At 62.1% G+C, this 21101-nt stretch carries 24 protein-coding genes and 1 tRNA gene; 13 read left to right on the forward strand and 12 right to left on the reverse strand.

Annotated elements, in window-relative coordinates; genetic code table 11:
- Positions 1–47: 47 nt before the first annotated feature.
- The gene (locus LJE98_RS09815) at positions 48–674 is read right to left on the reverse strand and encodes a J domain-containing protein (RefSeq protein WP_229575041.1); all 627 of its coding nucleotides are present in this window, start codon (positions 672–674) and stop codon (positions 48–50) included.
- Between the two features lie 102 nt (positions 675–776).
- Between LJE98_RS09815 and LJE98_RS09820 the strand changes: the two genes are divergently transcribed.
- Complete coding sequence (locus LJE98_RS09820) at positions 777–1058, forward strand: BolA family protein (protein ID WP_229575042.1); 282 nt, start codon at positions 777–779, stop codon at positions 1056–1058.
- Positions 1059–1070: 12 nt separating this feature from the next.
- Here LJE98_RS09820 and LJE98_RS09825 read toward each other — a convergent pair whose 3' ends face one another.
- From LJE98_RS09825 to LJE98_RS09835, 3 genes are read right to left on the reverse strand one after another with little or no spacing between them, the layout of a single operon-like run.
- On the reverse strand, positions 1071–2375 hold the full coding sequence (locus LJE98_RS09825; RefSeq protein ID WP_229575043.1) for an HlyC/CorC family transporter: 1305 nt from the start codon (positions 2373–2375) through the stop codon (positions 1071–1073).
- Complete coding sequence (gene aroB, locus LJE98_RS09830; RefSeq protein WP_229575044.1) at positions 2372–3499, reverse strand: 3-dehydroquinate synthase; 1128 nt, start codon at positions 3497–3499, stop codon at positions 2372–2374. Before aroB ends, LJE98_RS09825 begins: the two co-directional genes overlap by 4 nt.
- A complete protein-coding gene (locus LJE98_RS09835; RefSeq protein WP_229575045.1) occupies positions 3496–4086 on the reverse strand; it encodes a shikimate kinase in 591 nt (196 codons plus the stop codon). The genes aroB and LJE98_RS09835 overlap by 4 nt, the downstream gene beginning before the upstream one ends.
- A 144-nt stretch (positions 4087–4230) precedes the next feature.
- On the opposite strand from LJE98_RS09835, the gene LJE98_RS09840 reads away from it, so the two are divergent.
- The 5 genes from LJE98_RS09840 to LJE98_RS09860 all read left to right on the forward strand — a co-directional run bounded on the left by LJE98_RS09840 (position 4231) and on the right by LJE98_RS09860 (position 8023).
- Positions 4231–4383 carry a hypothetical protein gene (locus tag LJE98_RS09840; RefSeq protein WP_229575046.1) on the forward strand — a complete coding sequence of 51 codons (153 nt, stop codon included), beginning with the start codon at positions 4231–4233 and terminating at the stop codon, positions 4381–4383.
- Between the two features lie 12 nt (positions 4384–4395).
- The gene (gene xerD, locus LJE98_RS09845; protein WP_229575047.1) at positions 4396–5337 is read left to right on the forward strand and encodes a site-specific tyrosine recombinase XerD; all 942 of its coding nucleotides are present in this window, start codon (positions 4396–4398) and stop codon (positions 5335–5337) included.
- 63 nt (positions 5338–5400) lie between these two features.
- Complete coding sequence (locus LJE98_RS09850) at positions 5401–6354, forward strand: acetyl-CoA carboxylase carboxyltransferase subunit alpha (RefSeq protein ID WP_229575048.1); 954 nt, start codon at positions 5401–5403, stop codon at positions 6352–6354.
- 180 nt (positions 6355–6534) lie between these two features.
- Positions 6535–7776, forward strand: coding sequence for a L,D-transpeptidase family protein (locus LJE98_RS09855; protein WP_229575049.1), 1242 nt, complete (start codon positions 6535–6537; stop codon positions 7774–7776).
- Between the two features lie 4 nt (positions 7777–7780).
- Positions 7781–8023 (forward strand): sulfurtransferase TusA family protein, encoded by a 243-nt coding sequence (locus LJE98_RS09860; protein ID WP_229575050.1) that lies wholly within the window; start codon positions 7781–7783, stop codon positions 8021–8023.
- Here the strand turns inward: LJE98_RS09860 and LJE98_RS09865 are convergent.
- Positions 8020–9162: a CobW family GTP-binding protein gene (locus tag LJE98_RS09865; RefSeq protein ID WP_229575051.1), complete on the reverse strand. Its 1143-nt coding sequence runs from the start codon at positions 9160–9162 to the stop codon at positions 8020–8022. The two genes, LJE98_RS09860 and LJE98_RS09865, sit on opposite strands and share 4 nt — an antisense overlap.
- Before the next feature lie 8 nt (positions 9163–9170).
- Positions 9171–10262, reverse strand: a complete 1092-nt coding sequence (locus LJE98_RS09870; RefSeq protein ID WP_229575371.1) for a D-alanyl-D-alanine carboxypeptidase family protein — start codon at positions 10260–10262, stop codon at positions 9171–9173.
- 189 nt (positions 10263–10451) lie between these two features.
- On the opposite strand from LJE98_RS09870, the gene LJE98_RS09875 reads away from it, so the two are divergent.
- From LJE98_RS09875 to LJE98_RS09885, 3 genes are all read left to right on the forward strand, one after another.
- Positions 10452–11615 carry a M20 aminoacylase family protein gene (locus LJE98_RS09875; protein ID WP_229575052.1) on the forward strand — a complete coding sequence of 388 codons (1164 nt, stop codon included), beginning with the start codon at positions 10452–10454 and terminating at the stop codon, positions 11613–11615.
- A gap of 66 nt (positions 11616–11681) precedes the next feature.
- Positions 11682–11758 (forward strand) — tRNA-Arg (locus tag LJE98_RS09880).
- A gap of 128 nt (positions 11759–11886) precedes the next feature.
- Complete coding sequence (locus LJE98_RS09885; protein ID WP_229575053.1) at positions 11887–12129, forward strand: hypothetical protein; 243 nt, start codon at positions 11887–11889, stop codon at positions 12127–12129.
- 24 nt (positions 12130–12153) lie between these two features.
- Here the strand turns inward: LJE98_RS09885 and LJE98_RS09890 are convergent, their stop codons facing one another.
- The 3 genes from LJE98_RS09890 to LJE98_RS09900 form a co-directional block, all read right to left on the reverse strand.
- Positions 12154–12342 (reverse strand): hypothetical protein, encoded by a 189-nt coding sequence (locus LJE98_RS09890; RefSeq protein ID WP_229575054.1) that lies wholly within the window; start codon positions 12340–12342, stop codon positions 12154–12156.
- A gap of 69 nt (positions 12343–12411) precedes the next feature.
- On the reverse strand, positions 12412–12600 hold the full coding sequence (locus LJE98_RS09895; RefSeq protein ID WP_229575055.1) for a hypothetical protein: 189 nt from the start codon (positions 12598–12600) through the stop codon (positions 12412–12414).
- 116 nt (positions 12601–12716) lie between these two features.
- Positions 12717–13049 (reverse strand): hypothetical protein, encoded by a 333-nt coding sequence (locus LJE98_RS09900; RefSeq protein WP_229575056.1) that lies wholly within the window; start codon positions 13047–13049, stop codon positions 12717–12719.
- 425 nt (positions 13050–13474) lie between these two features.
- Between LJE98_RS09900 and LJE98_RS09905 the strand changes: the two genes are divergently transcribed.
- Both LJE98_RS09905 and LJE98_RS09910 read left to right on the forward strand, forming a co-directional pair.
- Positions 13475–14002 (forward strand): sigma-70 family RNA polymerase sigma factor, encoded by a 528-nt coding sequence (locus LJE98_RS09905; RefSeq protein WP_229575057.1) that lies wholly within the window; start codon positions 13475–13477, stop codon positions 14000–14002.
- Positions 13999–15090: a DNA topoisomerase IB gene (locus LJE98_RS09910; protein WP_229575058.1), complete on the forward strand. Its 1092-nt coding sequence runs from the start codon at positions 13999–14001 to the stop codon at positions 15088–15090. The genes LJE98_RS09905 and LJE98_RS09910 overlap by 4 nt, the downstream gene beginning before the upstream one ends.
- A gap of 66 nt (positions 15091–15156) precedes the next feature.
- Here LJE98_RS09910 and LJE98_RS09915 read toward each other — a convergent pair whose 3' ends face one another.
- Complete coding sequence (locus LJE98_RS09915) at positions 15157–15657, reverse strand: ferritin-like domain-containing protein (protein ID WP_229575059.1); 501 nt, start codon at positions 15655–15657, stop codon at positions 15157–15159.
- A 158-nt stretch (positions 15658–15815) separates the two neighbouring features.
- On the opposite strand from LJE98_RS09915, the gene LJE98_RS09920 reads away from it, so the two are divergent.
- Positions 15816–16559, forward strand: coding sequence for a BON domain-containing protein (locus LJE98_RS09920; RefSeq protein WP_229575060.1), 744 nt, complete (start codon positions 15816–15818; stop codon positions 16557–16559).
- 25 nt (positions 16560–16584) lie between these two features.
- On the opposite strand, the gene LJE98_RS09925 is transcribed toward LJE98_RS09920, so the two are convergent.
- A complete protein-coding gene (locus LJE98_RS09925; protein WP_229575061.1) occupies positions 16585–18432 on the reverse strand; it encodes a heavy metal translocating P-type ATPase in 1848 nt (615 codons plus the stop codon).
- 107 nt (positions 18433–18539) lie between these two features.
- Here LJE98_RS09925 and dxr point away from each other — a divergent pair, with 107 nt between their 5' ends.
- Positions 18540–19724: a 1-deoxy-D-xylulose-5-phosphate reductoisomerase gene (gene dxr, locus LJE98_RS09930; RefSeq protein ID WP_229575372.1), complete on the forward strand. Its 1185-nt coding sequence runs from the start codon at positions 18540–18542 to the stop codon at positions 19722–19724.
- 78 nt (positions 19725–19802) lie between these two features.
- On the opposite strand, the gene hemA is transcribed toward dxr, so the two are convergent.
- Positions 19803–21017 (reverse strand): 5-aminolevulinate synthase, encoded by a 1215-nt coding sequence (gene hemA / locus LJE98_RS09935; protein WP_229575062.1) that lies wholly within the window; start codon positions 21015–21017, stop codon positions 19803–19805.
- Positions 21018–21101: the final 84 nt, after the last annotated feature.

A 21101-nucleotide genomic window follows, 5' to 3' on the forward strand; every position in this document is an offset into this window, starting at 1 on the left:
CCGGGCGCCACCGACCGGCCGCATCTCATCGCTGCTGTGTGTTCGGACTAACAGAAACCGGCCTGCTTTAACAATTTGTAGGCTTCAATGACAGCGCGAAAACGCTCTTCGGAAGCCCTGTCTCCGCCATTTGCGTCAGGATGGTGTTTTTTTACAAGCTCCTTGTAGCGGGTCTTGATATCGGTCGGCGTGGAGCTGACGGTAAGACCGAGTGTATCCAGTGCCTTTGCCTCCAGCGTCTTGAGTTTGCGGTCCGAGGACTGGTACCGGGAGGCCCCGCCGCGCCCCTGCTGAACGAAGCCGAAGGGATCCTTCATGCGCGCCTGTGACGCAGCCGATCCCGACCGCATTGTCGATTGCAGCGGGCTTGCCTTCGCCGCCTTGTTGACGCCGACTGTCCAGGTTGGACGATGTCCGGTGATCGCCTCCTTCTGATAACGCGCAATCTCGGTATCGGAGAGACCGGAGAAGTAGTTGTAGCCCTTGTTGTAATCCTTGACGTGTTCGAAGCAGAACAGGAAGAACTGGCCTTCGGCATGGCGCCCCACCGGCGCACGATGGGCCCCCGGCTTGTCGCAGCCGTCCCATTGGCACACAGGATTGGATGGCTCGGGCTCTGCCTCCCGCTTGCGCCGGGTGCGGATCCCATCAAAGTATTTCGAGTCGAGTTTCATCCGGTAATTATGGGGCGTCGGCAGGGGGCGGACAAGAATTGACAAACCGGTTTGTTGCGCGCTTTGTGGGGCTTTTTGCGAAGCAGCAGGAAGAGGCAGACCATGTCGGTGAAGAGCCGGATCGAGACCCGTCTCAACGAGGCCTTCGGCCCGGAGCGGCTCGTCGTGATCGACGAGAGCCATCATCATGCAGGTCACCAGCCTGATATTACCGGCACCGGCGAGACCCATATGCGGGTCCGCATCGTCGCCGAAGCCTTTTCGGGCATGACCCGGCTTGCACGCCACCGTGCGATCACCGATGTGCTGAAGCCGGAACTGGATGCCGGCCTTCATGCGCTCGCAATCGAGCCGGCAGCCCCTGGAGAGGCGACGCGCTGGTAGTAGGCTCGCCCCTCAGGCCTCCGGCACGGCGGCATCGATCGGACGGATGCGCAGCCGGGTGATGCGATTCTTCTCGCGCTTCAGCACGATGAAGCGTTTGCCATAGAAGGTGAAGGCCTGCCGCTCCTCCGGGATCGACTTCGATTCGTGAATGACGAGACCGGCGATCGTCGTTGCCTCTTCGTCCGGCAGCAGCCAGTCCATGGCGCGATTGAGGTCGCGGATCGGCACACCCCCGTCAACGACGATCGAGCCGTCGCTGTCCTGCCGCACGCCCTGGATCTCCAGATCGTGCTCGTCCGAGATGTCCCCGACGATCTCCTCCAGGATGTCTTCGAGCGTCACGACGCCCTGGACCTCGCCATATTCATCGACCACGACGGCGAAATGCGTCTTGCGGCGGAGGAAGGCGTTGAGCTGATCCTTGAGATTGGTGGTGTCTGGTACGAACCAGGGCTTCTGGGCGATCTTGACGATGTCGATGTCCTGCGGCTCGACATGTGGCTCGGCCAGCGCCCGGATCAGGTCCTTGGCATGAATCACGCCGATGATGTTGTCGGTGGCGCCGCGCCACACCGGCATGCGGGTATAGGGGCTTTCAAGAATGTTGCGGATCGCCACTTCCGGCGGCTCGTCGGCATTGACGGCCCGCATCGCGGTACGGTGGATCATGATGTCGGAGACTTCGAGCTCGCCGAGATCGAGAACCCCGCCGAGACGGTCGCGGTCAGCCTTGATCACGGATCCTTCGCGATGGAGCAGCGCCACGGCGCCGCGCAGCTCCTCATGCGCCGAAAGCATCGACGCTTCCCCGGAGATCGACACGCCGAACATGCCAAGCATTTTGCGAACGAGCCCGTTGACGAGGCTGGAAAGCGGACCGACGACGGCAACGAAGGGCCGGACCAGGGGCGCAACGACGAGGGCAAAGCGCTCTGGCGCAGAAATGGCCCAGCTCTTCGGCAGGACCTCCGAGAAGATGACGAGCAGAACGGTCATCAGGAGCGTGGCGATTGCAACGCCGGAATCGCCGAAAAGCCCAAGAAACAGGCTGGTTGTCAGCGACGAGGCGAGAATGTTGACGAGGTTGTTGCCGATCAGCAGCGCTCCGATCAACCGGTCGCGCCGTTCGATCAGGATATTCACCACGCCCGCACGATCGTCGCCGTTGACCTCCAGGCTGTGCATGCGGGCGCGCGACGTGGCGGTCAGCGCCGTCTCAGAGCCGGAAAAGAAGCCCGAACAGCAGATCAACAGAAAGATGGCGAGCAGTGTGAGCCAGTATTCGCCGAGAATGGCCAGGATTTGCTGGATCATGATGGGCGCATCTCCTCGATGAAACGCTGAACTTCGGAGGTCGGCACGTCATCGGCGACAAAGGACTGGCCGAGACCGCGGGTGAGGATGAAGGTCAGCTTGCCGCTCTTGACCTTCTTGTCCTGGGCGATGGTGTCCATCAACACGTCTGTCGGCGGCAGTTCGCCGGGGATCTGATCCATGCGCGTTGGCAGGCCGACGGCCTTCAGATGCGCCTCGACGCGATCCGCGAGATCGGGACTGACAAGGTTCATGCGCGCCGAGAACCGATGCGCCAGCACCATGCCGATGGAGACACCTTCGCCATGCACAAGTCGGCTGCTGTCGTACTGGGTCGCGGCCTCCAATGCGTGACCGAATGTATGGCCAAGATTGAGAAGGGCGCGACGACCGTTCTCCCGTTCGTCGGCGGCGACCACATCGGCCTTGGCCTGACAGGAGACGGCGATCGCTTCGATGCGGGCGGATCCGCCGGCGAAGACCTCGCGCCAGTTCGTCTCGAGCCAGTCGAAGAAGTCGGGCTTGTCGATGAGTCCATACTTGGCGACTTCCGCGTAACCGGCGCGAAACTCGCGCTCCGACAGCGTGTCGAGCACGTCGGTATCGGCGAGCACCAGATCCGGCTGGTTGAAGATGCCGATCAGGTTCTTGCCCTGTCGGGCATTGATGCCGGTCTTGCCGCCGACGGAACTGTCGACCTGCGAGAGCAGCGAGGTCGGGATCTGCACGAAGCGGACACCCCGGCGCACGATGCCGGCGGCAAAGCCGGTGAGGTCGCCGATGACGCCGCCGCCAAGCGCGATGACGGTATCATTGCGCTCGATGCGGGCCTCGAGCAGCACGTCGCAGACAGTGGTAAGATGGTCGAAGCTCTTGGTCTTTTCGCCGGCCGGCAGTGTCACCGAGACGGCTTCGATGCCGTCGGTCTGCAGGCTGTCCATCAGACCGTCGAGGTAGCGCGATCCGACATTCTCGTCGGTGACGATGGCGGCACGGCGGCCCTTGATGCGGGTCGAGATCTCACCGCCGGCGCGAGCCATGAGACCAGGGCCGATCAGGATGTCATAGGAGCGCTCACCCAGCGGCACATGCACCAGGCGTTCCGATGTCTCGAGCTTCGTCATAACGTCTTGTCCTTGCCGATATAGTCGATCACCGAGGTCAGAACCTCATTGGCGATGACTTCCTTGCGTACGTCGCGCGAATGGACGGTGATATCCGCAAGCGCATAGATCGGATAGCGCTTGTCCATCAGGTCCTTCAATGTCTGCTTCGGGTTTTCCGTCTTGAGCAGCGGCCGATGATCACGCTTGTTCACCCGCTCCCAGAGCACGTCGAGGTCTGCATTGAGCCAAACGGACAGCCCGCCGCGCTCGATCTGCTTGCGGGTCTTCTCGTTGACGAAGGCGCCGCCGCCCGTGGAAACGACACGCGGGCCGGTGCGCAGCAGGCGCTTGATGACCCTTGTCTCGAGGGCGCGAAACTCGTCCTCGCCATAGGCCGCAAACAGCTCGCTGATGGTCATCCGGGAGACCCGCTCGATTTCGGTATCGGTATCGACAAAGGACAGGCCGAGTTGCTGCGCCACGATACGGCCGATCGCCGACTTGCCCGCACCCATGAGGCCGACGAGAACGAGATTGCGTTTGCCGAGCGCCGCCTTGGCGCGCTCGCCCAGACTGGGAGCAAGGTTGAGGATCGTATCGGTCATCGGCCTGTTCACGACTGTTTCATGACCTATTGACATATAGGAGGCTAGCGTCAAGCCATGGCTGCATTTCCGCAAGGCCTGTCCCGGCCTTGGTAAACTCCATGTTTCGACCTATTTATTCAAACGACTGCCCGAGGACCGACCATGCCCACACTGTTTCGCTTCCTGTTCATTTGCGGGACCATCGTCGGGCTGGTCTATCTGACAATGTGGTCGTTCGCGGTCTTCGTCGAACCGCGGGAGCGGGATGTGACGGTGCGCATCCCATCCGAGCGGATCAATCCGGTCGATCAATAGCAGGAACCCAGGATGTCGGATCTGAGCCAAGCCCGCGTCGAAGCCTTCCTGGAAATGCTGAGCGCGGAGCGCGGGGCAGCCGAAAATACGCTCATCTCCTATGAACGCGACCTGGACGACCTCTCCGACTTTCTTTCCGGCAGAAGGGTAAGCCTCGGCGCAGCGACGCGAGAGGACCTGTCCGCCTATCTTTCCGATCTGGCAAGACGCGGTTTCCAGCCGACCTCGCAGGCCAGACGCCTGTCGGCCATGCGCCAGTTCTACAAGTTTCTTTACGCCGAGGGGCTGCGCAGCGATGATCCCACCGCCATCCTCGATGCGCCCAGGAAGCCACGGTCCCTGCCCAAGGTGCTGTCGGTCGAGGACGTGACGGGACTGCTGTCGCTTGCCGAGCAGGAGGCAAGCCTGGAGGGACCCGACCAGCCGGCGCGCATCCGGCGGCTTGTCCTTCTCGAGCTGCTCTACGCCACGGGCATGCGCGTCAGCGAACTGGTGTCGCTGCCGGTCAAGGTTCTCACGCAGGAAGGCCGCTTCCTGCTGGTGCGCGGCAAGGGCGACAAGGAAAGGCTGGTGCCGCTGTCGCGAACGGCAATCGAGGCCTTGGCACGATACGGCAAAACACGGGGCGCCGATCCGGCACAGGCAGACAGTCCCTTCCTCTTCCCGGCAAACAGCAAGGAAGGTTATCTTCCGCGCCAGGTTTTCGCCCGCGAGCTGAAGGACCTGGCCGTCCGAGCCGGTTTATCAGCGGATGTCGTGTCCCCGCACGTGCTTCGCCATGCTTTTGCGAGCCACCTGCTCGGCAATGGCGCGGACCTGCGCGCCGTGCAGGAATTGCTCGGTCACAGCGACATTTCAACGACACAAATCTACACGCATGTGCTCGATGAGCGCCTGCAGCAACTGGTGCATACGCACCACCCCCTTGCAAAACAGGCCAAAAACCCCGATTAGGACCGGCAAAGCCGGTTCCCTGCGGGCGGCGAGCGCCAGGAACGAACGATCGGAACGGAGTTCATGCACAACTATCTCGACTTCGAAAAGCCCATCTCCGACCTCGAGGCCAAGATCCGCGACCTGAAAAAGATCGCGGAAGAGGACGAGAGCATCGACACCTCGGAAGAGATCAGCCGGCTGGAAAGCCGCGTCGAAGAGGCGATGGTGGAGATTTATTCGAAGCTCAACGCCTGGCAGAAGACGCAGGTCGCGCGCCATCCGCAGCGTCCGCATTTCGTCGACTATGCCGAAGCGCTGTTTACCGACTTCACCCCGCTGGCCGGCGACCGCAAGTTCGCCGAAGATGCCGCCATCCAGGCCGGCCTCGCCCGCTTCCGCGGCCAGCCGGTCGCCGTGATCGGTCAGGAAAAGGGCCACGACACCAAGTCGCGCATCAAGCACAATTTCGGCAGCCCGCGTCCGGAAGGCTATCGCAAGGCGATCCGCGTCATGGAAATGGCCGACCGTTTCGGACTGCCTGTGATCACGCTCATCGACACGGCCGGTGCCTATCCGGGCGTCGGCGCGGAAGAACGCGGCCAGGCGGAAGCGATTGCCCGCTCCACCGAGACGTGCCTCGGCCTGAAGGTGCCGATGGTCTCGGTCGTGATCGGCGAAGGCGGTTCGGGCGGCGCGATTGCGATCGCGACCGGCAACCGCGTCTATATGCTGGAACACGCGATCTACTCGGTCATCTCGCCGGAAGGTGCAGCATCGATCCTCTGGCGCGATTCCACCCGCGCCAAGGAAGCCGCCACCAACATGAAGATTACGGCAGAGGACCTGAAGGGTCTCGGCATCATCGACGCGATCATACCGGAGCCCGTCGGCGGCGCGCATCGTGCCCCGGACCGGGTGATCGGCATGACCGGCGACGTGATCGCCAGCGCACTGGCAGAACTCACGCCCCTGCCGGGTGACAAGCTGCGCTCCGATCGCCGCAAGAAGTTCCTGGATATCGGCCGGAATCTCTGAGGCTTCCGCGCCGTTGTGTGGCCTTTTGCCATCACTCCGCCGCTTTGAAGGACTAGCGGCGGGATGCGAATGGCGAAATCGGCCGTCATTGGTTTATAATTTGTGAAGAAAGCAGTTCTAGACTACGCCTGACCGGCTCATTGCGAGCCACAACTTCGAGACTGGAAAGAGCGTTTGCGCATGCGCTTGACATCGACGGCCCTGGTCCTGATTTTCGCCGCCGCCCTCGCCGGCTGCAACGACGCGCTGGAGAGTGCGGCTTATGACACGCCGCGTGTATCCAACAAGGTCGCGCAGCCGCTGCCCGCCCGCCTCATTGCCGAAATCCAGAAGAAGGGCATGGAGCGCAACTCGCCGATCATGATCCGGATCTTCAAGGAAGAGGGCAAGCTCGAGGTCTGGAAGGCAAAGACCAATAATCGCTTCGACAAGGTCGTGGAATACGACATTTGTGCCTGGTCGGGCCGTCTCGGCCCCAAGGTGAAGGAAGGTGATCGCCAGGCGCCGGAAGGTTTCTATCCGCTGACGCCCTATCACCTGAACCCGAATTCCAAATACTTCCTCGCGATCAATACCGGTTACCCGAACCAGTTCGATCGGGCGAACGGCCGCAGCGGATCCCATCTGATGATCCACGGCGCCTGCTCGTCTTCGGGCTGCTACTCCATGACCGACGCCCAGATGCTGGAAATCTATGCCTTCGCGCGTGACGCCTTCAAGGGTGGCCAGCAGGCTGTCCAGCTCCAGGCCTTCCCCTTCCGCATGACGGCGGAGAACATGGCGCGACACCGCCACAGCCCGCATTACGACTTCTGGAAGACGCTGAAGGTCGGCTACGATCACTTCGAAGTGACCAAGCGCCCGCCGGAGGTCAATGTCTGCGAGAAGAAATACGTCTTCAACCAGACGGCACCGGCAGGGTCCAGCTTCGATCCGCAGGGCGCCTGCCCGGCGATCAGCACGCCACCGGCACTGTCGGTCGCGCTGAATGGCTATAACGAGGCCTACGACACCGCCTATTCCAAGGCGCTGAAGAAATACGACGGCAAGATCTGGTACGATCCGACCGAGGCCGAGCGCAAGGCGCTGGTGGCTGACCTGCGCAAGTCGCGCTCGCACGATCTCGCTTTTGCACCGACGGGTTCCGCCCTGAAGGCCGGCAAGCTGCTGGATATCGACGACGTGATCCCGGCACCGGAGACGGCTGCCAATGGCACCGCGGCCGTCAATCAGATGGCGACCAACCCGAACGGCGATCCGCAGACCGCGCAACCACAGACGGCAACCTCGACGGGAGCCGTTGCGGCACCGGCGACGACGGCTGTGCCTGTGCCGCAGCCCAACCCGCTCGCCCCTGCTCCCCAGACCGCTGAGGCGGCACCGGCTGCCTCCCCGAAGAAGCCTTTCTGGAAGCTCTGGTAGGGCGATGGTCGACGCAATCGTTTATGATTTGAGGGGGCTTAAATGCCCCCTTCCCGTTTTAAAGACGCGCCGCCGCATGGCCGACTTGCAGCCGGGCGACGAACTGATCGTCGAAACGACCGATCCGCTCGCCGGCATCGACATCCCGCACTTCTGCAAGGAAGATGGCCACGAGCTGGTGACACAAGAGCGCCTCGATGCGGGCCACCGCTTCCACATTCGCAAGCGCGAAACCGAGATTGACTAGAACTTGAAACCGGGAATCGACAGCGGGTTCTCCATCATCGCGGCCCGGTCGGGGCGGTCGATCGCGACCTTGCCGGTAAAGGCACCGAACAGATCTCGCACATAACTCTCCGACAGGTCCTTGGTGATCAGCACCAGCCGCGTCTTGCGATCCGACCCGTCAGGCCAGGACGGCAGGCGCACCGGCGGATGAAAGATCGACTGCACACCGTGCAGAACCAGGGGCTTGTCCGGTCGGTCGGTGAGCGCCACGATGGCCTTCATCCTGAGAAGCTTTTCACCATGGGTGGAGCGCAGGAGATCGATGAACATGTTGATCGCCATCGGATCGATCGGCTCGTCATGTAGGATGGAATAAGACCGGATCGAAGCGCCGTGACGGTTCACGTCATGGGCATGGTGATGATCGTGGTCATGATGGTGCCCATGGTCGCGATGGTGATCATGGTGATGGTGATCGGCAGCCGCCGCCATCTCATCCTTCAGCCAGCGATCGACATCTGCGATCTTGCCTGAAGGGTCGTAGAGACCGTTGACCAGCATCGCAGCCGAGCCCGCATCCTCGGCATCCCCGTCGGCAATTGGAGCGCGCGGATTGAGCAGACGCAGGCGCTGGGTGAGCGCCGAGATGGTCGCTTCGTCGGCGAGCGTCTTCTTGGTCAGGATCAGCCGGTCGGCCACCGCCACCTGTTTATAGGCTTCCGGATAGGTGTCGATCGTCGAGAGCCCGTTCACCGCATCGACGACGGTCACGACGCCATCGAGGTCGAAATGCTGGGCAACCGAGGGATGGCCCATGACCGACTGCATGACGGGCGCCGGATCGGCAAGCCCGGTCGTTTCGATGACCACCCGCGATAGAGGCTTGATCTTGCCAGTCTGCATGCCGTCGATCAGTTCGGCCAGCGTATCCACCAGTTCACCGCGCACCGTGCAGCAGAGGCAGCCGTCGGAGAGTTCAACCACGGCGTCGTTGGATGCCTCAACCAGCAGGTGATCGATCCCGACCTCACCAAACTCGTTGATGATGACGGCAGCATCCTTCATCTCCGGATCCTTGAGGAGCCGGTTGAGAAGCGTCGATTTCCCCGCCCCGAGGAAGCCGGTGAGGATGGAGACGGGAATGCGGGACTGACTCATGACTTCTCTCAGAATGTCGGACGCGGCTTCGGGATCGGCACATTGGCGATCTCGCCGATGCCGCCTCCCTTTGCGGTCTGGACGGGTTCGCTGCCCGGAATCAATCCGGCGTAACTCATTGCCGGCGACCGGCCCATCTCGCGAATATAGGGAGAGAGCAGTTTCATGCGACCGGCCTCGTCCCGACCTTCGCTGCGCACCTTGCGGGCCTGCGGATTGCAGATCTCTGCGCTGATGTCGGTCACTTGGTCCTGTCCCTCGCCATAAGGCGCGAGCTGCTCCAGCCGGCTGCCGGCGACGGATGTCGTCAGCCCCTTCTGCAGGAGATCCGCGGACAAATCGGCACGCGCACCCAGACTGTCGGCCCCGAGCACGACAGAGATTACAGTTCGACCGTTGCGGGTGGCAGACGACACCTGGTTGAAGCCGGAGGCGCAGACATAACCGGTCTTCATCCCGTCAGCACCGGGGAACCGTCCCACGAGGAGGTTGTAGTTCGGATAGTCCTTCTTGCCCGTCGTCACCCCTTCGAGCGCGAAATAACCTGCATATTCCGGGAATTCACGCCGGATGGTCGCCGCGAGAAGCGCCATGTCGCGGGCGGTCGTATACTGACCCTTGCCCGGCAACCCGTTTGGGTTGACGAAGCGGGTGGAGGTCATGCCGAGCCGTTGCGCCTCCTGGTTCATCCGTTGAACAAAGGCCGGTTCGCTGCCGCTCACGGTTTCACCGATCGCAACGGCAACGTCATTGGCCGACTTGATGATCAGGAGCTTCAATGCGCTGTCGAGCGTCAGCTTGGAACCCGGCTTGAAATACATCTTGCTGGCCGGCTGGTCTGCGGCATGCTTGCTCATCACGACCACCGTTTCCGGCGAAAGCTCGCCTGATCGCATAGAGCGGAAGGTCGTATAGGCCGTCATCAGCTTGGTGAGAGAGGCCGGATACCATTTTCGGAAGGCTTCCTGATGCGCGATGACCCGGCCGCTGCCCACATCGACGACCATCATCGGATTGGCGGCGGCGGCACCTGGCAGAACCAGGGCTACCAGCGAGACGGCGACCGCCAGTCGGCGGATGGATCCGGGTGAAGACAACATGCGGGGACGTTTCGTAAACACGACTTCGATCCTCTTGTTCGGCTGGTCACTCGCCAAAGCATGGCGAAATCTTATGTAGGGAAGGAATGGCAAAGCCCATTGAATACGTCAATTGAAAGGCGCACATTCTTGGTCGACAATCACGTGATGCCTGTCATGCGTGACTAGGAATGAACCCAGGACGAGAGAATGCCGCTTCTGAACCGAGCCTCCGAACTTCAGTCGGAGGCCACCGAATGGCGCCGCCATCTGCATGCCAATCCGGAAATCCTCTACGACGTCGACAACACCGCAGCCTTCGTCGAGGCGCGCCTTCGGGACTTCGGTGTCGATGAAATCGTGACCGGCCTCGGTCGCACCGGTGTCGTCGGCATCATCAAGGGATCGGGCGGCGCGGGCCGGACCATTGGCCTTCGGGCAGACATGGATGCCCTGCCACTGGAAGAGATCACGGGCAAGCCATGGGCATCGACGATCACGGGCCGCATGCATGCCTGCGGCCATGACGGCCATACCGCCATGCTGCTCGGGGCGGCCAAGCATCTCGCCGAAACCCGCAACTTCTCCGGCCGCGTGGCCGTTGTCTTTCAGCCGGCCGAGGAAGGCGGGCGCGGCGCACTCGCCATGGTCGAAGACGGATTGATGGATCGTTTCGGCATCGAAGAGATCTACGGCATGCACAATATGCCCGGAAGACCTGTCGGGACCTTTGCCATCCGCAAGGGCGGCATCATGGCCGCACCCGACAAGTTCCAGCTCAAGCTGACCGGTCTTGGTGGCCACGCCGCCGAACCGCACAACACAGCCGACACCATCGTCATCGGTGCGCAAATCGTCGGAGCCCTTCAGACCATCGCGGCCCGCAACGCCAATCCGCTCCGCTCCGTGGTTGTATCCGTGACGCAGTTCCATGCCGGCACGACCCACAACATCATCCCCGAAGAGGCCTTTATTTCCGGCACAGTCCGCTCACTGGACGAAGGTGTGCGCGATCTGGCCGAGCGCCGCATCGGCGAAATCGCAGCCGGCATCGCCTCCGCCCATGGTGCCACCATCGAATATGAATTCGAACGCGCCTGCCCCGTGACCGTCAATCATCCCGCCGAGACCGATTACGCGGCGCGTGCTGCAATCGATGTCGTTGGCGCGGACAAAGTCGACACCGAAGTCGATCCGAGCATGGCGGGCGAGGATTTCGCTTTCATGCTGCAGGCACGCCCCGGCGCCTACATCATGATCGGCAACGGCGACACTGCCGGCCTGCACAATCCGGCATATGACTTCAACGACGAGGCGATCGCCGCGGGAATTTCCTATTGGGTGCGCCTCGCCGAACAGCGCTTGCCGCGCTGAGCCATGTCATTGCATCACGCAAAACCGCTTGGCTTGCCGGCTCGGCTTTTGTATGGAGGAGGAAGTGGTCCCGTAGCTCAGCAGGATAGAGCATCAGATTCCTAATCTGAGGGTCACGCGTTCGAATCGCGTCGGGATCACCATTTCACGCAAGTCAGTTATCGCCATTGCGAATCTAGGGTTGCGTTCAAACCGTGATACGGCATGATGGTCCATGCCACGCTGACGGGTGCTTACTCTCTTATCGTCGGCCTCGAACGGAGGGAATGCCATGGCATCGAGCCCCCTCGGCAAGAATCAGGAAGACAGCGCAACCGTCGAACGCGCAATTGTCGAACGCGCCGTCCGGCGCCTATATGGGCGCAAGCATCTGGACCCTGACCTGGAGCAAAATGCATCCGCTCTGGTCCAGTACCTGGTCAAAAGCGGCATTCACGACGAGGACGACCTCGTCGAACTGGCCTGCATTGCCAATGGCAAACGCTATGATCCGAGCAGCGGCAGCTTCAGTTGAAGCGGCGATCCGTCCACATGGGTGCTACTGACGCCCACCGAAGGGGCGAGTGTCTGCATTTTCACCCTTCCGGTAGAGTTCACGGGCTGCAGCATCGCTGTTTACGCGCTCACCGCGGCTGAGCCGGCGTTGCCTCATGATGGCATAGAAAATGGCACCGCCGAGCAGAACCGGACCGAGCATGACGACGGCAAGCCAGAAATAATTGATCATGATGTGTCCTTTCGTGGCTGAGGGGACCAGCAAGGCCAACCCAAGCAAGCACAAAAGGTTCCGACCTTGTCAGGTTTCGGTTTCGGCGCTCGTCTGCTTTTCGTCGAGCGCTGCCTGCAGCTCGATCGCAAGCTTGACCAGATGCGGCGGCACAGCCTCGCGACGCGTGTCCTCCATGAGGGCATCGAGTTTGTCGCGTACGATCCCACCCGTGCGGTCGCGGCGAGCCTCGATGGATGTGAGTTTCGGTTTTTCCATTCAGGCCTCCGACTTCATGCTTCTCGCGAACCATCGCATATGTTCCGCTATAAATCTCGATACGACGACTGGTTTGCGCCGGATCAACAGCAATTCGGCTGATCTCGGCATTCGCCTTAGCTCAGGCTTTCATCAGCCTCTGGAAAGGCCGCAACCAATGCTTCCCGATCGCCATAGTCGACCGCCTTGCCCTGAAGCACCACGCGCAGACTGTCGGAGACATCCACCGGGCCGTCATGTTCGAGTTCGATCCGGTCTCCGGACAACAGGACCAGCGTCGCGCGGGACTTGAATCCCTGCCGGATCAACCAGTCGCGCGGCGCCTGCATTTCAACCGTGGCGCGATAGTGCGAACCAAGACGCTCCACCGCGACATGATAGGTGATGGGCGAGAGAAGCTCGCCGATAAGCACTTGGCCCTGGCCATCGACATTTTGCACATGCGTCATGGTTCTCTCACTTCCGTTGGGATTCGTCCTGCCTGAAAACCCGTGATTCCGGGCATAGTTCCACTCGAAAAAAGCGGCGCCCCTCTGGAACCACGGCCCGGTCGGGACGTTCCTCCGACGGGCTCCCGGGGGAGAGCGAGAGTTGAGAGGAACCGATGAGCAGCCCATGTCAGACAATCAATCTCAAAGAACCGGATCGGACGTCGGATCCCGTTGAATGCGAGGTTGTGTTCGACACGTTCGGGAAGAGCAAGCTCACCTTTCTTCATCAGGATGAGATCAGAGATGAAAAACGCGGCCGGTTCAACCGATGTGCAGGCCGTCGCTGATGTTTGCCAGCTTCACAGACCGTTCGCATTATCGGGAACCAAGGCATGGGGCGTGCGTTTTCGCGTCATTGTGCCTTGTGCCACAGACATTGGAGGATGGCGACCTTGACGACCCGTAAAGCCGAGCTTGCCGCACAGTCCGAAGTGGTCGAGTTGATACCGGCATTGCGCGCCTTTGCGCGGACATTCTGCCAGAAACCGGAAGAAGCCGATGACCTTGTTCAGGAGACCCTGACAAAGGCGCTTGCCAATCTCGACAAGTTCGAGCCGGGCACGAGGCTGAAATCCTGGCTCTTCACGATCATGCGCAACACGTTTTGCACACGGTTCAAGAAAAGCAGCCGCGAAACGATAGGGTTGCCGGATGCCGTCACGGCCCGGTTGACCACGGAGCCGAGCCAGGAGTGGACGGTGCAGGCCGATGAGGTCCGGCGGGCGCTCAACCGGCTTCCGGAACATCACCGTGAAATGCTGGTGCTCATTGTCATGCTGGGCGAGCGCTACGAGGATGCAGCCGAAATCTGTGGCTGCGCCGTTGGAACGGTGAAAAGTCGCCTGAGCCGGGCCCGCCAGCAACTGCGCCGGGAACTCGGGGAAATGGGAACGGACAGCCCTGTCGCATGACAAAGACGGACGGCGCGACCGCAGCGGTCTCTGATTCGGCACCTTCACCGGACGATGCCCCGGAACTGGCTGAAATCGGGCTGGTGTATTGTACGGATGCCCAACCGGGCATCTCCAGGCGGAAGAGAGGCAAGGGCTTCTCTTACCACCTTCCCGACGGCATGCGGGTGGACGACCCGACCCTTCTTGCACGCATTCGCAGCCTCGCCCTGCCGCCCGCCTATGAGCGCGTCTGGATCAGCATGGAACCGCGAAGCCATTTGCAGGCCACCGGCTATGATTCCAGGGGCCGCAAGCAATATCGCTATCACGCAGATTGGGCCGCTTGGCGCAGCGAACGCAAGTTCGGCGAGCTGATCGCCTTTGGCGAAGCACTGCCGGGGATCCGCAGGCGGATTGCCCGCGATCTCGCCGAACACGAGGATGAGGGCTATTTCCTTCTATCCGCGCTGATCAGCCTGTTGGACGTGACCTATATGCGTGTCGGCAACCGGGCTTATGCCGAGGAAAACCGCACCTATGGCGCAACCACCCTGCAGAAGCGCCATTTGACCTTCGAGCCCGATGGCATTCGCCTGAGCTTCATTGCCAAGGGCGGAACGAGGGTGCGGCGAAAGCTGCGGCATCCGCGATTGCAGAAAATACTGGAGGAAATCGCCGACCTTCCGGGCCGCGATCTATTTTCCTGGCGGGACCAGGATGGGCAGTTGCACCGCATCGATTCGGGCCGGCTGAACGCCTATCTATGCGAAATCACCAAGGCAAGCCTGTCTGCCAAGACCTTCCGCACCTGGGGAGGCAGCGTGGCGGCCTTCGCTGAAGCCTGGCGACGGATCGAAGGCGGAGAACGCCCGACGATCCGCCAGATGTGTGAGGTGGCTTCGGACCGGCTGCACAATACACCGACCATCTGCCGCACCAGCTACGTCCATCCGGCGATCCTGACGCTCGCCGACAAGGCAACGGATCTCGAGACAGTGCGCGCGCAGCTGCGTGCAGCGCCGACCCGTGCCCTGTTGCGGGTCGATGAAAACAGGCTGATGGCCTTCCTGCGCAACCAGCCGGCGGCAAAGGATATCCCGGCCTGAGGCACTGCTGGAAAAACTGAAAAAGGGCCGGCAGAACCGGCCCTTCCATCAGGATGCAGACAGCGATCAGGCCGCCTTCTTTTGTGCCGCCGCGTTGACCGCCTGCTCCGCCAGCTCTGTCAGCAGTTCGTCGGTCTTGGATTCCTCGGCAAGCGTCTCGTCGAGCAGCTTCACCGCATCCTTGTAGCCGAGCTGCTGGGCCCAGGCGCGCAGGGTACCGTAACGGCTGATCTCATAGTGTTCGACAGCCTGGGCCGCAGCCAGAAGGCCGGCATCCAGAGCAGGCGAACCCTTGAATTCTTCCATGATCTCTTCGCCCTCCTCGACGATGCCGTCGATGGCGGGGCAGGTCTTGGCGCGCGGGCGCTTGCCGATGATCTCGAAGACCTGCTGCAGGCGCTCGACCTGGCCTTCGGTTTCTTCCTTGTGCTGCTGGAAGGCGGCCTTCAGCTTCTCGTTCTGAGCGCCGCGAGCCATCTTCGGCAGCGCCTTCAGGATCTTGCGCTCGGCATAATAGATGTCCTTGAGGGTTTCGTGAAAAAGATCTTCGAGTGTCTTGGTAGCCATGATGTCTGTCTCCTCGGGGTTGGTGAATGCCTCCAGTAACCGGCGCCGTGGCCCCTTTGTTCCTGGCTTTATTCCTCCACAGACAAGGAACGAACGAGCGACATCTCAGTTGGCCTGAGGCGGGCTGAACCCGCCTTCCCGACCGAAAGGAGGACACAATGGTCAACCGGAACTACAACTGGGACAACGAACAGCCACGTGGCGAAGGTCAGCGCCGCGGGCCGACGGGAAACTATGGTCCAGGCGAAAGCGGCTTTGTGCGCGGCTACGGCGAAAACCGACCGGATGCGGATCGCTATGACGCGGAACGCCAGCGCGACTACGGGATGGACGGCGGCTATGGCGCGAGTGGATCACGATATCCACGCATGGGACGCGCCGACTGGACCACCGACGACCTCGCATATGCCGGGGAATTGAGCGACCGGGGCTATGGCGATGACACCGGTCGATATGCCCGGGGTGCCGGACGCGCCTATTACCCTTCTGACAGACCCTCTTATCGCGGCGGCTATGGCCGCCCGGACCGGGACCATGGCGACGGGCGCGGCTTCGTTGATCGCGCCAGCGATGAGGTTGCATCCTGGTTCGGTGATGAGGAAGCGGCACGCCGGCGCGAGATGGACGACCATCGCGGCAAGGGTCCAAGGGGGTATCGCCGCTCGGACGCACGCATTCTCGAAGACGCCAACGACCGTCTGGCCGACGATCCGGCCATCGATGCGTCGGACATCGAGGTCACGGTAAAGGACGCCGAGGTGACACTCGACGGCCATGTGACCGACCGTTTCGAGAAGCGCCGTGCCGAAGACTGCGTCGAACGTGTCAGTGGTGTGAAGCATGTGCAGAACAATCTGCGCATCCGGATATCAGGCGAAGGCAGCGTCATGACGCAGGCCTGACATGCTGCAGGCCTGCCCGGCGAACTCAGCCACGAAGGGCGCGCAGGGCGTTCAGGATGACGGCGACGTCGATCACTTCCTGGAGAAGCGCACCCTGGACCGGCGTCAGGTAGCCGAAGGCGGCAAGCACCATGGCGCCGCCCGACAATACGAGCCCGGCAATGGCACTTTGCCGGGCAATGTTGCGCGATCGCCTGGCGATGCCGCAAGCCAAGGGCAGTCTTGCCAGATCATCCGCAAGCAGTACCGCATCTGCCGCTTCGGACGAGGCGGCGGAACCCCGCACCCCGATCGCCACCCCGACATCGGATAGGGCAAGCGCCGGCGCGTCGTTGACACCGTCCCCCACCATCATCACCACACCGTCGAGGCGTTCCCGGCGAATGAGCTCCAGCTTGTCTTCCGGCGTGAGATCGCCGGCAACGGCATCGAGGCCGAGCGTGGCTGAAGCCTTCTCGGCGACATCCGTACGGTCCCCGGACGCCATGACGATGCGGCGGATGCCACCGGCACGGAAGGCGGCAATCGCGACATCCGCATCCTGGCGAATGGGGTCGGACAACAGAATGAGGCCGGCGGCCCGTCCGTCAATGCCAACTGCGACGATAGCGGTGCCGCTGTCGACGCCGGTACGGGTGAAGGCTTCACCTGCCGAAAGCTGGGACAGAACATACCGGCTGCCACCAAGCGCGACGCGACGGTCACCCACCAGACCGGACAGACCGCGGCCTGCATCCTCGACGACAGTCTGGGGAAGGACCAGGGCAAGCCCGCGCGCGGTCGCCGCCCGGACGAGCGCTTCGGCAGCGACGTGGCCCGAGGCCTGGTCGAGCGAGGCGGCAAGTGCGAGAACGTCATCAGCGGTGAAGCCCGGTTCCGGCCTGATATCGCCGACTTCGGGGCGTGCCGAGGTGATGGTGCCGGTCTTGTCAACCACGACTGTTGTGACGGCGGCCAGCGCTTCCAGTGCGCCGGCGGTCTTCACCAGCACGCCATGGGAGGCGACCCGCGACATGCCGGCAATCACGGCAACCGGCACGGCGAGGATCAACGGACAGGGCGTGGCAACAACGAGCACGGCGAGCGCTCGCGTCGGATCGCCGCTCCACCACCAGGCGCCACCGGCAAGGAGAAGTGTAACGGCGAGAAAGACAAGCGCATAACGATCTGCCATGCGCGCCATCGGAGCCCGGCTGGCCTGCGCCTGTTCGACGAGACGCACGATGCCGGCATAGGTGCTTTCCGCGGATTCGCGCAGCACCAGCAGATCGAAGGCGTCGCCGAGAACAGTGGCACCACTCGGCACTTCATGGCCCCGCTGGATGGGCACCGGGAGAGATTCCCCCGTCAGCGCCGAAAGATCGAGAACTGCGGACGGAGCAAGCAGGCGGCCATCGACAGGAACCACTTCGCCCTTGCGCACGAGGATCCGATCTCGCGGCTGAAGCGCCTCGATGGGTACGCTTTCCAGGCTCTGGTTCCGATAGAGCATGGCGGTGCGCGAGACACGTCCGAGCAACGCCGTCATATCGCGCCGGGCGCGACCTTCGGCGAAGCTTTCGAGCAACTGCCCGCCGGCATACATGACCGCAACGATGGCGGCGGCGAGGTTCTCGCCCAGCGCGAGGCCGACGCCGATCGAAAGCGCGGCAATGGCATCCACACCCATCCGGCCGTTCAGAAGTGCACGCAGGATATCGAGGACGAGGGCGACGAGCACGGCACCGCCGCCGAAGAACCAGATCCTCGCCGCCTGGTCGGACTGGCCCGCAAGAAAGAACACCCCACCGCCGACAAGGCAGACAAAGGCAAGCGCCGCGAGGAGGATCGGCAGGCTTTCACGCAATCGTGTCGGCTTTAACAAGTCCGGCATTCTCCCTTTCCAGAGGTGCTGGCGAAAGGTCGAATCCGACCTCTCTTGCTGGTCTTCTCTTTCCCTTGTAGAGCCTTCTGAGCATGAAGCAATCGGACGTAAGAAGCATGATCGACAATGCCCGGCCCCGGCGCCTCTCAGTCCTCGGCTCGACCGGCTCGATCGGTGTGAACACGCTGGACGTCATTGACCAGCTCGGCGGCCGCGACAGTTTCGAGATCATGGCGCTGACCGGCAACGGCAATCTCGACCTGCTGGCCGAACAGGCGCGGCGCACCGGGGCCAAGCTCGCGGTGACCGCCGACGAGAGCCAGTACATGACGCTCAAGGACCTCCTGTCAGGATCGGGCATCGACGTGGCCGCCGGCACAAGCGGCCTGGACGAGGCCGCCGATATGGATGCCGGCTGGGTGATGGCCGCGATCGTCGGCACGGCAGGTCTTGCGCCCACATTGAAAGCCGCAGCACGCGGCGCCGACATCGCGCTCGCCAACAAGGAATGCCTCGTCTCTGCCGGCCATCTCTTCGTCGATGCGGTGAAGAAGGGCGGCGGACGGCTGATCCCCGTCGACAGCGAGCATTCGGCGATCTTCCAGTGTCTTGAAGCCGACCAGCGCCACGCGCTCGAGCGCATCGTGCTCACTGCCTCGGGTGGCCCTTTCCGCACCCATAGCCGCGAACAGATGGCCAATGTCACAGTGCAGACGGCGCGCTCCCATCCCAATTGGTCGATGGGCCTGAAGATCTCCGTCGGCAGCGCCTCGATGTTCAACAAGGCGCTGGAAATGATCGAGGCCAAGCACCTTTTTGACGTCAGCCCCGACCAGATCGAGGTCGTCGTGCATCCGCAATCGATCATCCATTCCATGGTGGGGTATACAGACGGCTCCGTTATCGCCCAGCTCGGCGTGCCCGACATGCGCACCGCCATCGGCTATGCGCTGACCTATCCGAAGCGCCCGGCGCTCAACGTCGACCGGCTGGATTTTGCCAAGCTCGCACGGCTCGATTTCGAAGCCCCGGACGAAACCCGTTTTCCCGCACTCCGTCTGGCCCGCACGGCGCTGGAACGCGGCGGCCTGCAGGGCGCGATCCTCAACGCCGCAGAAGAGACCGCCTTCAATGCCTTTGTCGAGGAGAAGATAGGGTTTCTGGACATGGCCGACGTGGTGGAGACGGTCATGGACGCGCTGGTCGAGGGCGTGCCTGCCGAGACCGTTGCCGACGTGTATGCGGCCGACAGGCAAGCGCGCCGCAAGGCGGCAGAGGTCATCGCAAGGCGGGCCGCCTGACCTGAAGCGACCAGCCCAAATCAGAAACGGGCCGCGTCGCCGCAGCCCGTTTTTCAATGTTTGGAGATTTTAGTTCAATCAAGCCACCGCACGCGCCAGGGCGCAGCGCGACCAGAGTTGGTGCAGCGAAGACACCAGATGCTCGAGATCGGCGTCGGAATGCAGCGGCGTCGGCGTGATGCGCAGCCGCTCGGTCTTTTTCGGGACCGTCGGATAGTTGATCGGCTGCACATAGATGGAACAGTTGTCGAGCAGCAGGTCGGAGATCCACTTGCACTTGGCGGCATCACCGACGAGCACAGGCACGATGTGGCTCGGGTTCTGCACATGCGGAATGCCGGCCTTGTCGAGCATGAAGCGCAGACGGCGCACGCGCTCCTGATGGGCAAAACGCTCGACCTGGCTGGTCTTCAGATGGCGGATCGAGGCGACGGCACCGGCGGCCAGCGCCGGCGGCAGAGCCGTCGTGAAGATGAAGCCGGAGGCAAAGGAACGGACAAAATCGCAAAGCGCCGTCGAGGCCGCGATGTAGCCGCCCATGACACCAAAGGCCTTGCCGAGCGTGCCTTCGATCACCGTCAGGCGATGCATCAGGCCTTCGCGTTCGGCAATGCCGCCACCATGGGCGCCGTACATGCCGACGGCATGGACTTCATCGAGATAGGTCATCGCGCCATACTTGTCGGCGAGATCGCAGATTTCCTTGATCGGCGCGATATCGCCATCCATCGAATAGACGGACTCAAACGCGATCATCTTCGGCGCGCGCGGATCGGCAGCGGCCAGCTTGGCTTCGAGATCCTTGACGTCGTTGTGCTTCCAGATGACGCGCTCGGCCTTGGAATGGCGAATGCCTTCGATCATCGAGGCGTGGTTGAGGGCATCCGAAAAGATGATGAGGCCCGGGATCTTGGCACCGAGCGTGCCGAGCGCTGCCCAGTTCGAGACATAGCCCGAGGTAAAGATCAGCGCCGATTCCTTGCCGTGAAGGTCGGCGAGTTCGCGCTCGAGCAGAACGTGATAGTGGTTGGTGCCAGAAATATTCCGGGTGCCTCCCGCACCCGCGCCACAGTCATCGATGGCCTGTTTCATGGCCTCGATGACAATAGGGTTCTGGCCCATGCCGAGATAGTCGTTGGAGCACCAGACAGTCACCTCCTCGGTGCCGTTCTCGGTGTAGCGGGTCGCGCGCGGAAAATTGCCGCGCTGGCGTTCCAAATCAGCGAAGACGCGGTACCGGCCTTCCTCGTGAAGCCCCGCGAGCTGATCCTTGAAAAACGCCTCGAAATCCATGCTTAAACTCCAGTCTACGAAACTCTTTTGTGTCTCTCGGGCGCCGGGGTCAAGCCCGGTATTGTAAATTCATTCTAAACTGCG

The sequence above is a fragment of the Rhizobium sp. 'Codium 1' genome, from assembly GCF_020889605.1.
GTDB lineage: Bacteria > Pseudomonadota > Alphaproteobacteria > Rhizobiales > Rhizobiaceae > Allorhizobium > Allorhizobium algae.

Bases quoted from the DNA above. Each gene is read 5' to 3' on its own strand.
- aroB (WP_229575044.1), bottom strand. From the start codon at position 3,499: ATGACGAAGCTCGAGACATCGGAACGCCTGGTGCATGTGCCGCTGGGT.
- LJE98_RS09870 (WP_229575371.1), bottom strand. From the start codon at position 10,262: ATGTTGTCTTCACCCGGATCCATCCGCCGACTGGCGGTCGCCGTCTCG.
- xerD (WP_229575047.1), top strand. From the start codon at position 4,396: ATGTCGGATCTGAGCCAAGCCCGCGTCGAAGCCTTCCTGGAAATGCTG.
- hemA (WP_229575062.1), bottom strand. From the start codon at position 21,017: ATGGATTTCGAGGCGTTTTTCAAGGATCAGCTCGCGGGGCTTCACGAG.
- LJE98_RS09915 (WP_229575059.1), bottom strand. From the start codon at position 15,657: ATGGCTACCAAGACACTCGAAGATCTTTTTCACGAAACCCTCAAGGAC.
- LJE98_RS09895 (WP_229575055.1), bottom strand. From the start codon at position 12,600: ATGGAAAAACCGAAACTCACATCCATCGAGGCTCGCCGCGACCGCACG.
- LJE98_RS09865 (WP_229575051.1), bottom strand. From the start codon at position 9,162: ATGAGTCAGTCCCGCATTCCCGTCTCCATCCTCACCGGCTTCCTCGGG.
- LJE98_RS09905 (WP_229575057.1), top strand. From the start codon at position 13,475: ATGGCGACCTTGACGACCCGTAAAGCCGAGCTTGCCGCACAGTCCGAA.
- LJE98_RS09835 (WP_229575045.1), bottom strand. From the start codon at position 4,086: ATGACCGATACGATCCTCAACCTTGCTCCCAGTCTGGGCGAGCGCGCC.
- LJE98_RS09885 (WP_229575053.1), top strand. From the start codon at position 11,887: ATGGCATCGAGCCCCCTCGGCAAGAATCAGGAAGACAGCGCAACCGTC.
- LJE98_RS09815 (WP_229575041.1), bottom strand. From the start codon at position 674: ATGAAACTCGACTCGAAATACTTTGATGGGATCCGCACCCGGCGCAAG.
- LJE98_RS09855 (WP_229575049.1), top strand. From the start codon at position 6,535: ATGCGCTTGACATCGACGGCCCTGGTCCTGATTTTCGCCGCCGCCCTC.
- LJE98_RS09860 (WP_229575050.1), top strand. From the start codon at position 7,781: ATGGTCGACGCAATCGTTTATGATTTGAGGGGGCTTAAATGCCCCCTT.
- LJE98_RS09910 (WP_229575058.1), top strand. From the start codon at position 13,999: ATGACAAAGACGGACGGCGCGACCGCAGCGGTCTCTGATTCGGCACCT.
- LJE98_RS09890 (WP_229575054.1), bottom strand. From the start codon at position 12,342: ATGATCAATTATTTCTGGCTTGCCGTCGTCATGCTCGGTCCGGTTCTG.
- LJE98_RS09825 (WP_229575043.1), bottom strand. From the start codon at position 2,375: ATGATCCAGCAAATCCTGGCCATTCTCGGCGAATACTGGCTCACACTG.
- LJE98_RS09925 (WP_229575061.1), bottom strand. From the start codon at position 18,432: ATGCCGGACTTGTTAAAGCCGACACGATTGCGTGAAAGCCTGCCGATC.
- dxr (WP_229575372.1), top strand. From the start codon at position 18,540: ATGATCGACAATGCCCGGCCCCGGCGCCTCTCAGTCCTCGGCTCGACC.
- LJE98_RS09850 (WP_229575048.1), top strand. From the start codon at position 5,401: ATGCACAACTATCTCGACTTCGAAAAGCCCATCTCCGACCTCGAGGCC.
- LJE98_RS09900 (WP_229575056.1), bottom strand. From the start codon at position 13,049: ATGACGCATGTGCAAAATGTCGATGGCCAGGGCCAAGTGCTTATCGGC.
- LJE98_RS09820 (WP_229575042.1), top strand. From the start codon at position 777: ATGTCGGTGAAGAGCCGGATCGAGACCCGTCTCAACGAGGCCTTCGGC.
- LJE98_RS09840 (WP_229575046.1), top strand. From the start codon at position 4,231: ATGCCCACACTGTTTCGCTTCCTGTTCATTTGCGGGACCATCGTCGGG.
- LJE98_RS09920 (WP_229575060.1), top strand. From the start codon at position 15,816: ATGGTCAACCGGAACTACAACTGGGACAACGAACAGCCACGTGGCGAA.
- LJE98_RS09875 (WP_229575052.1), top strand. From the start codon at position 10,452: ATGCCGCTTCTGAACCGAGCCTCCGAACTTCAGTCGGAGGCCACCGAA.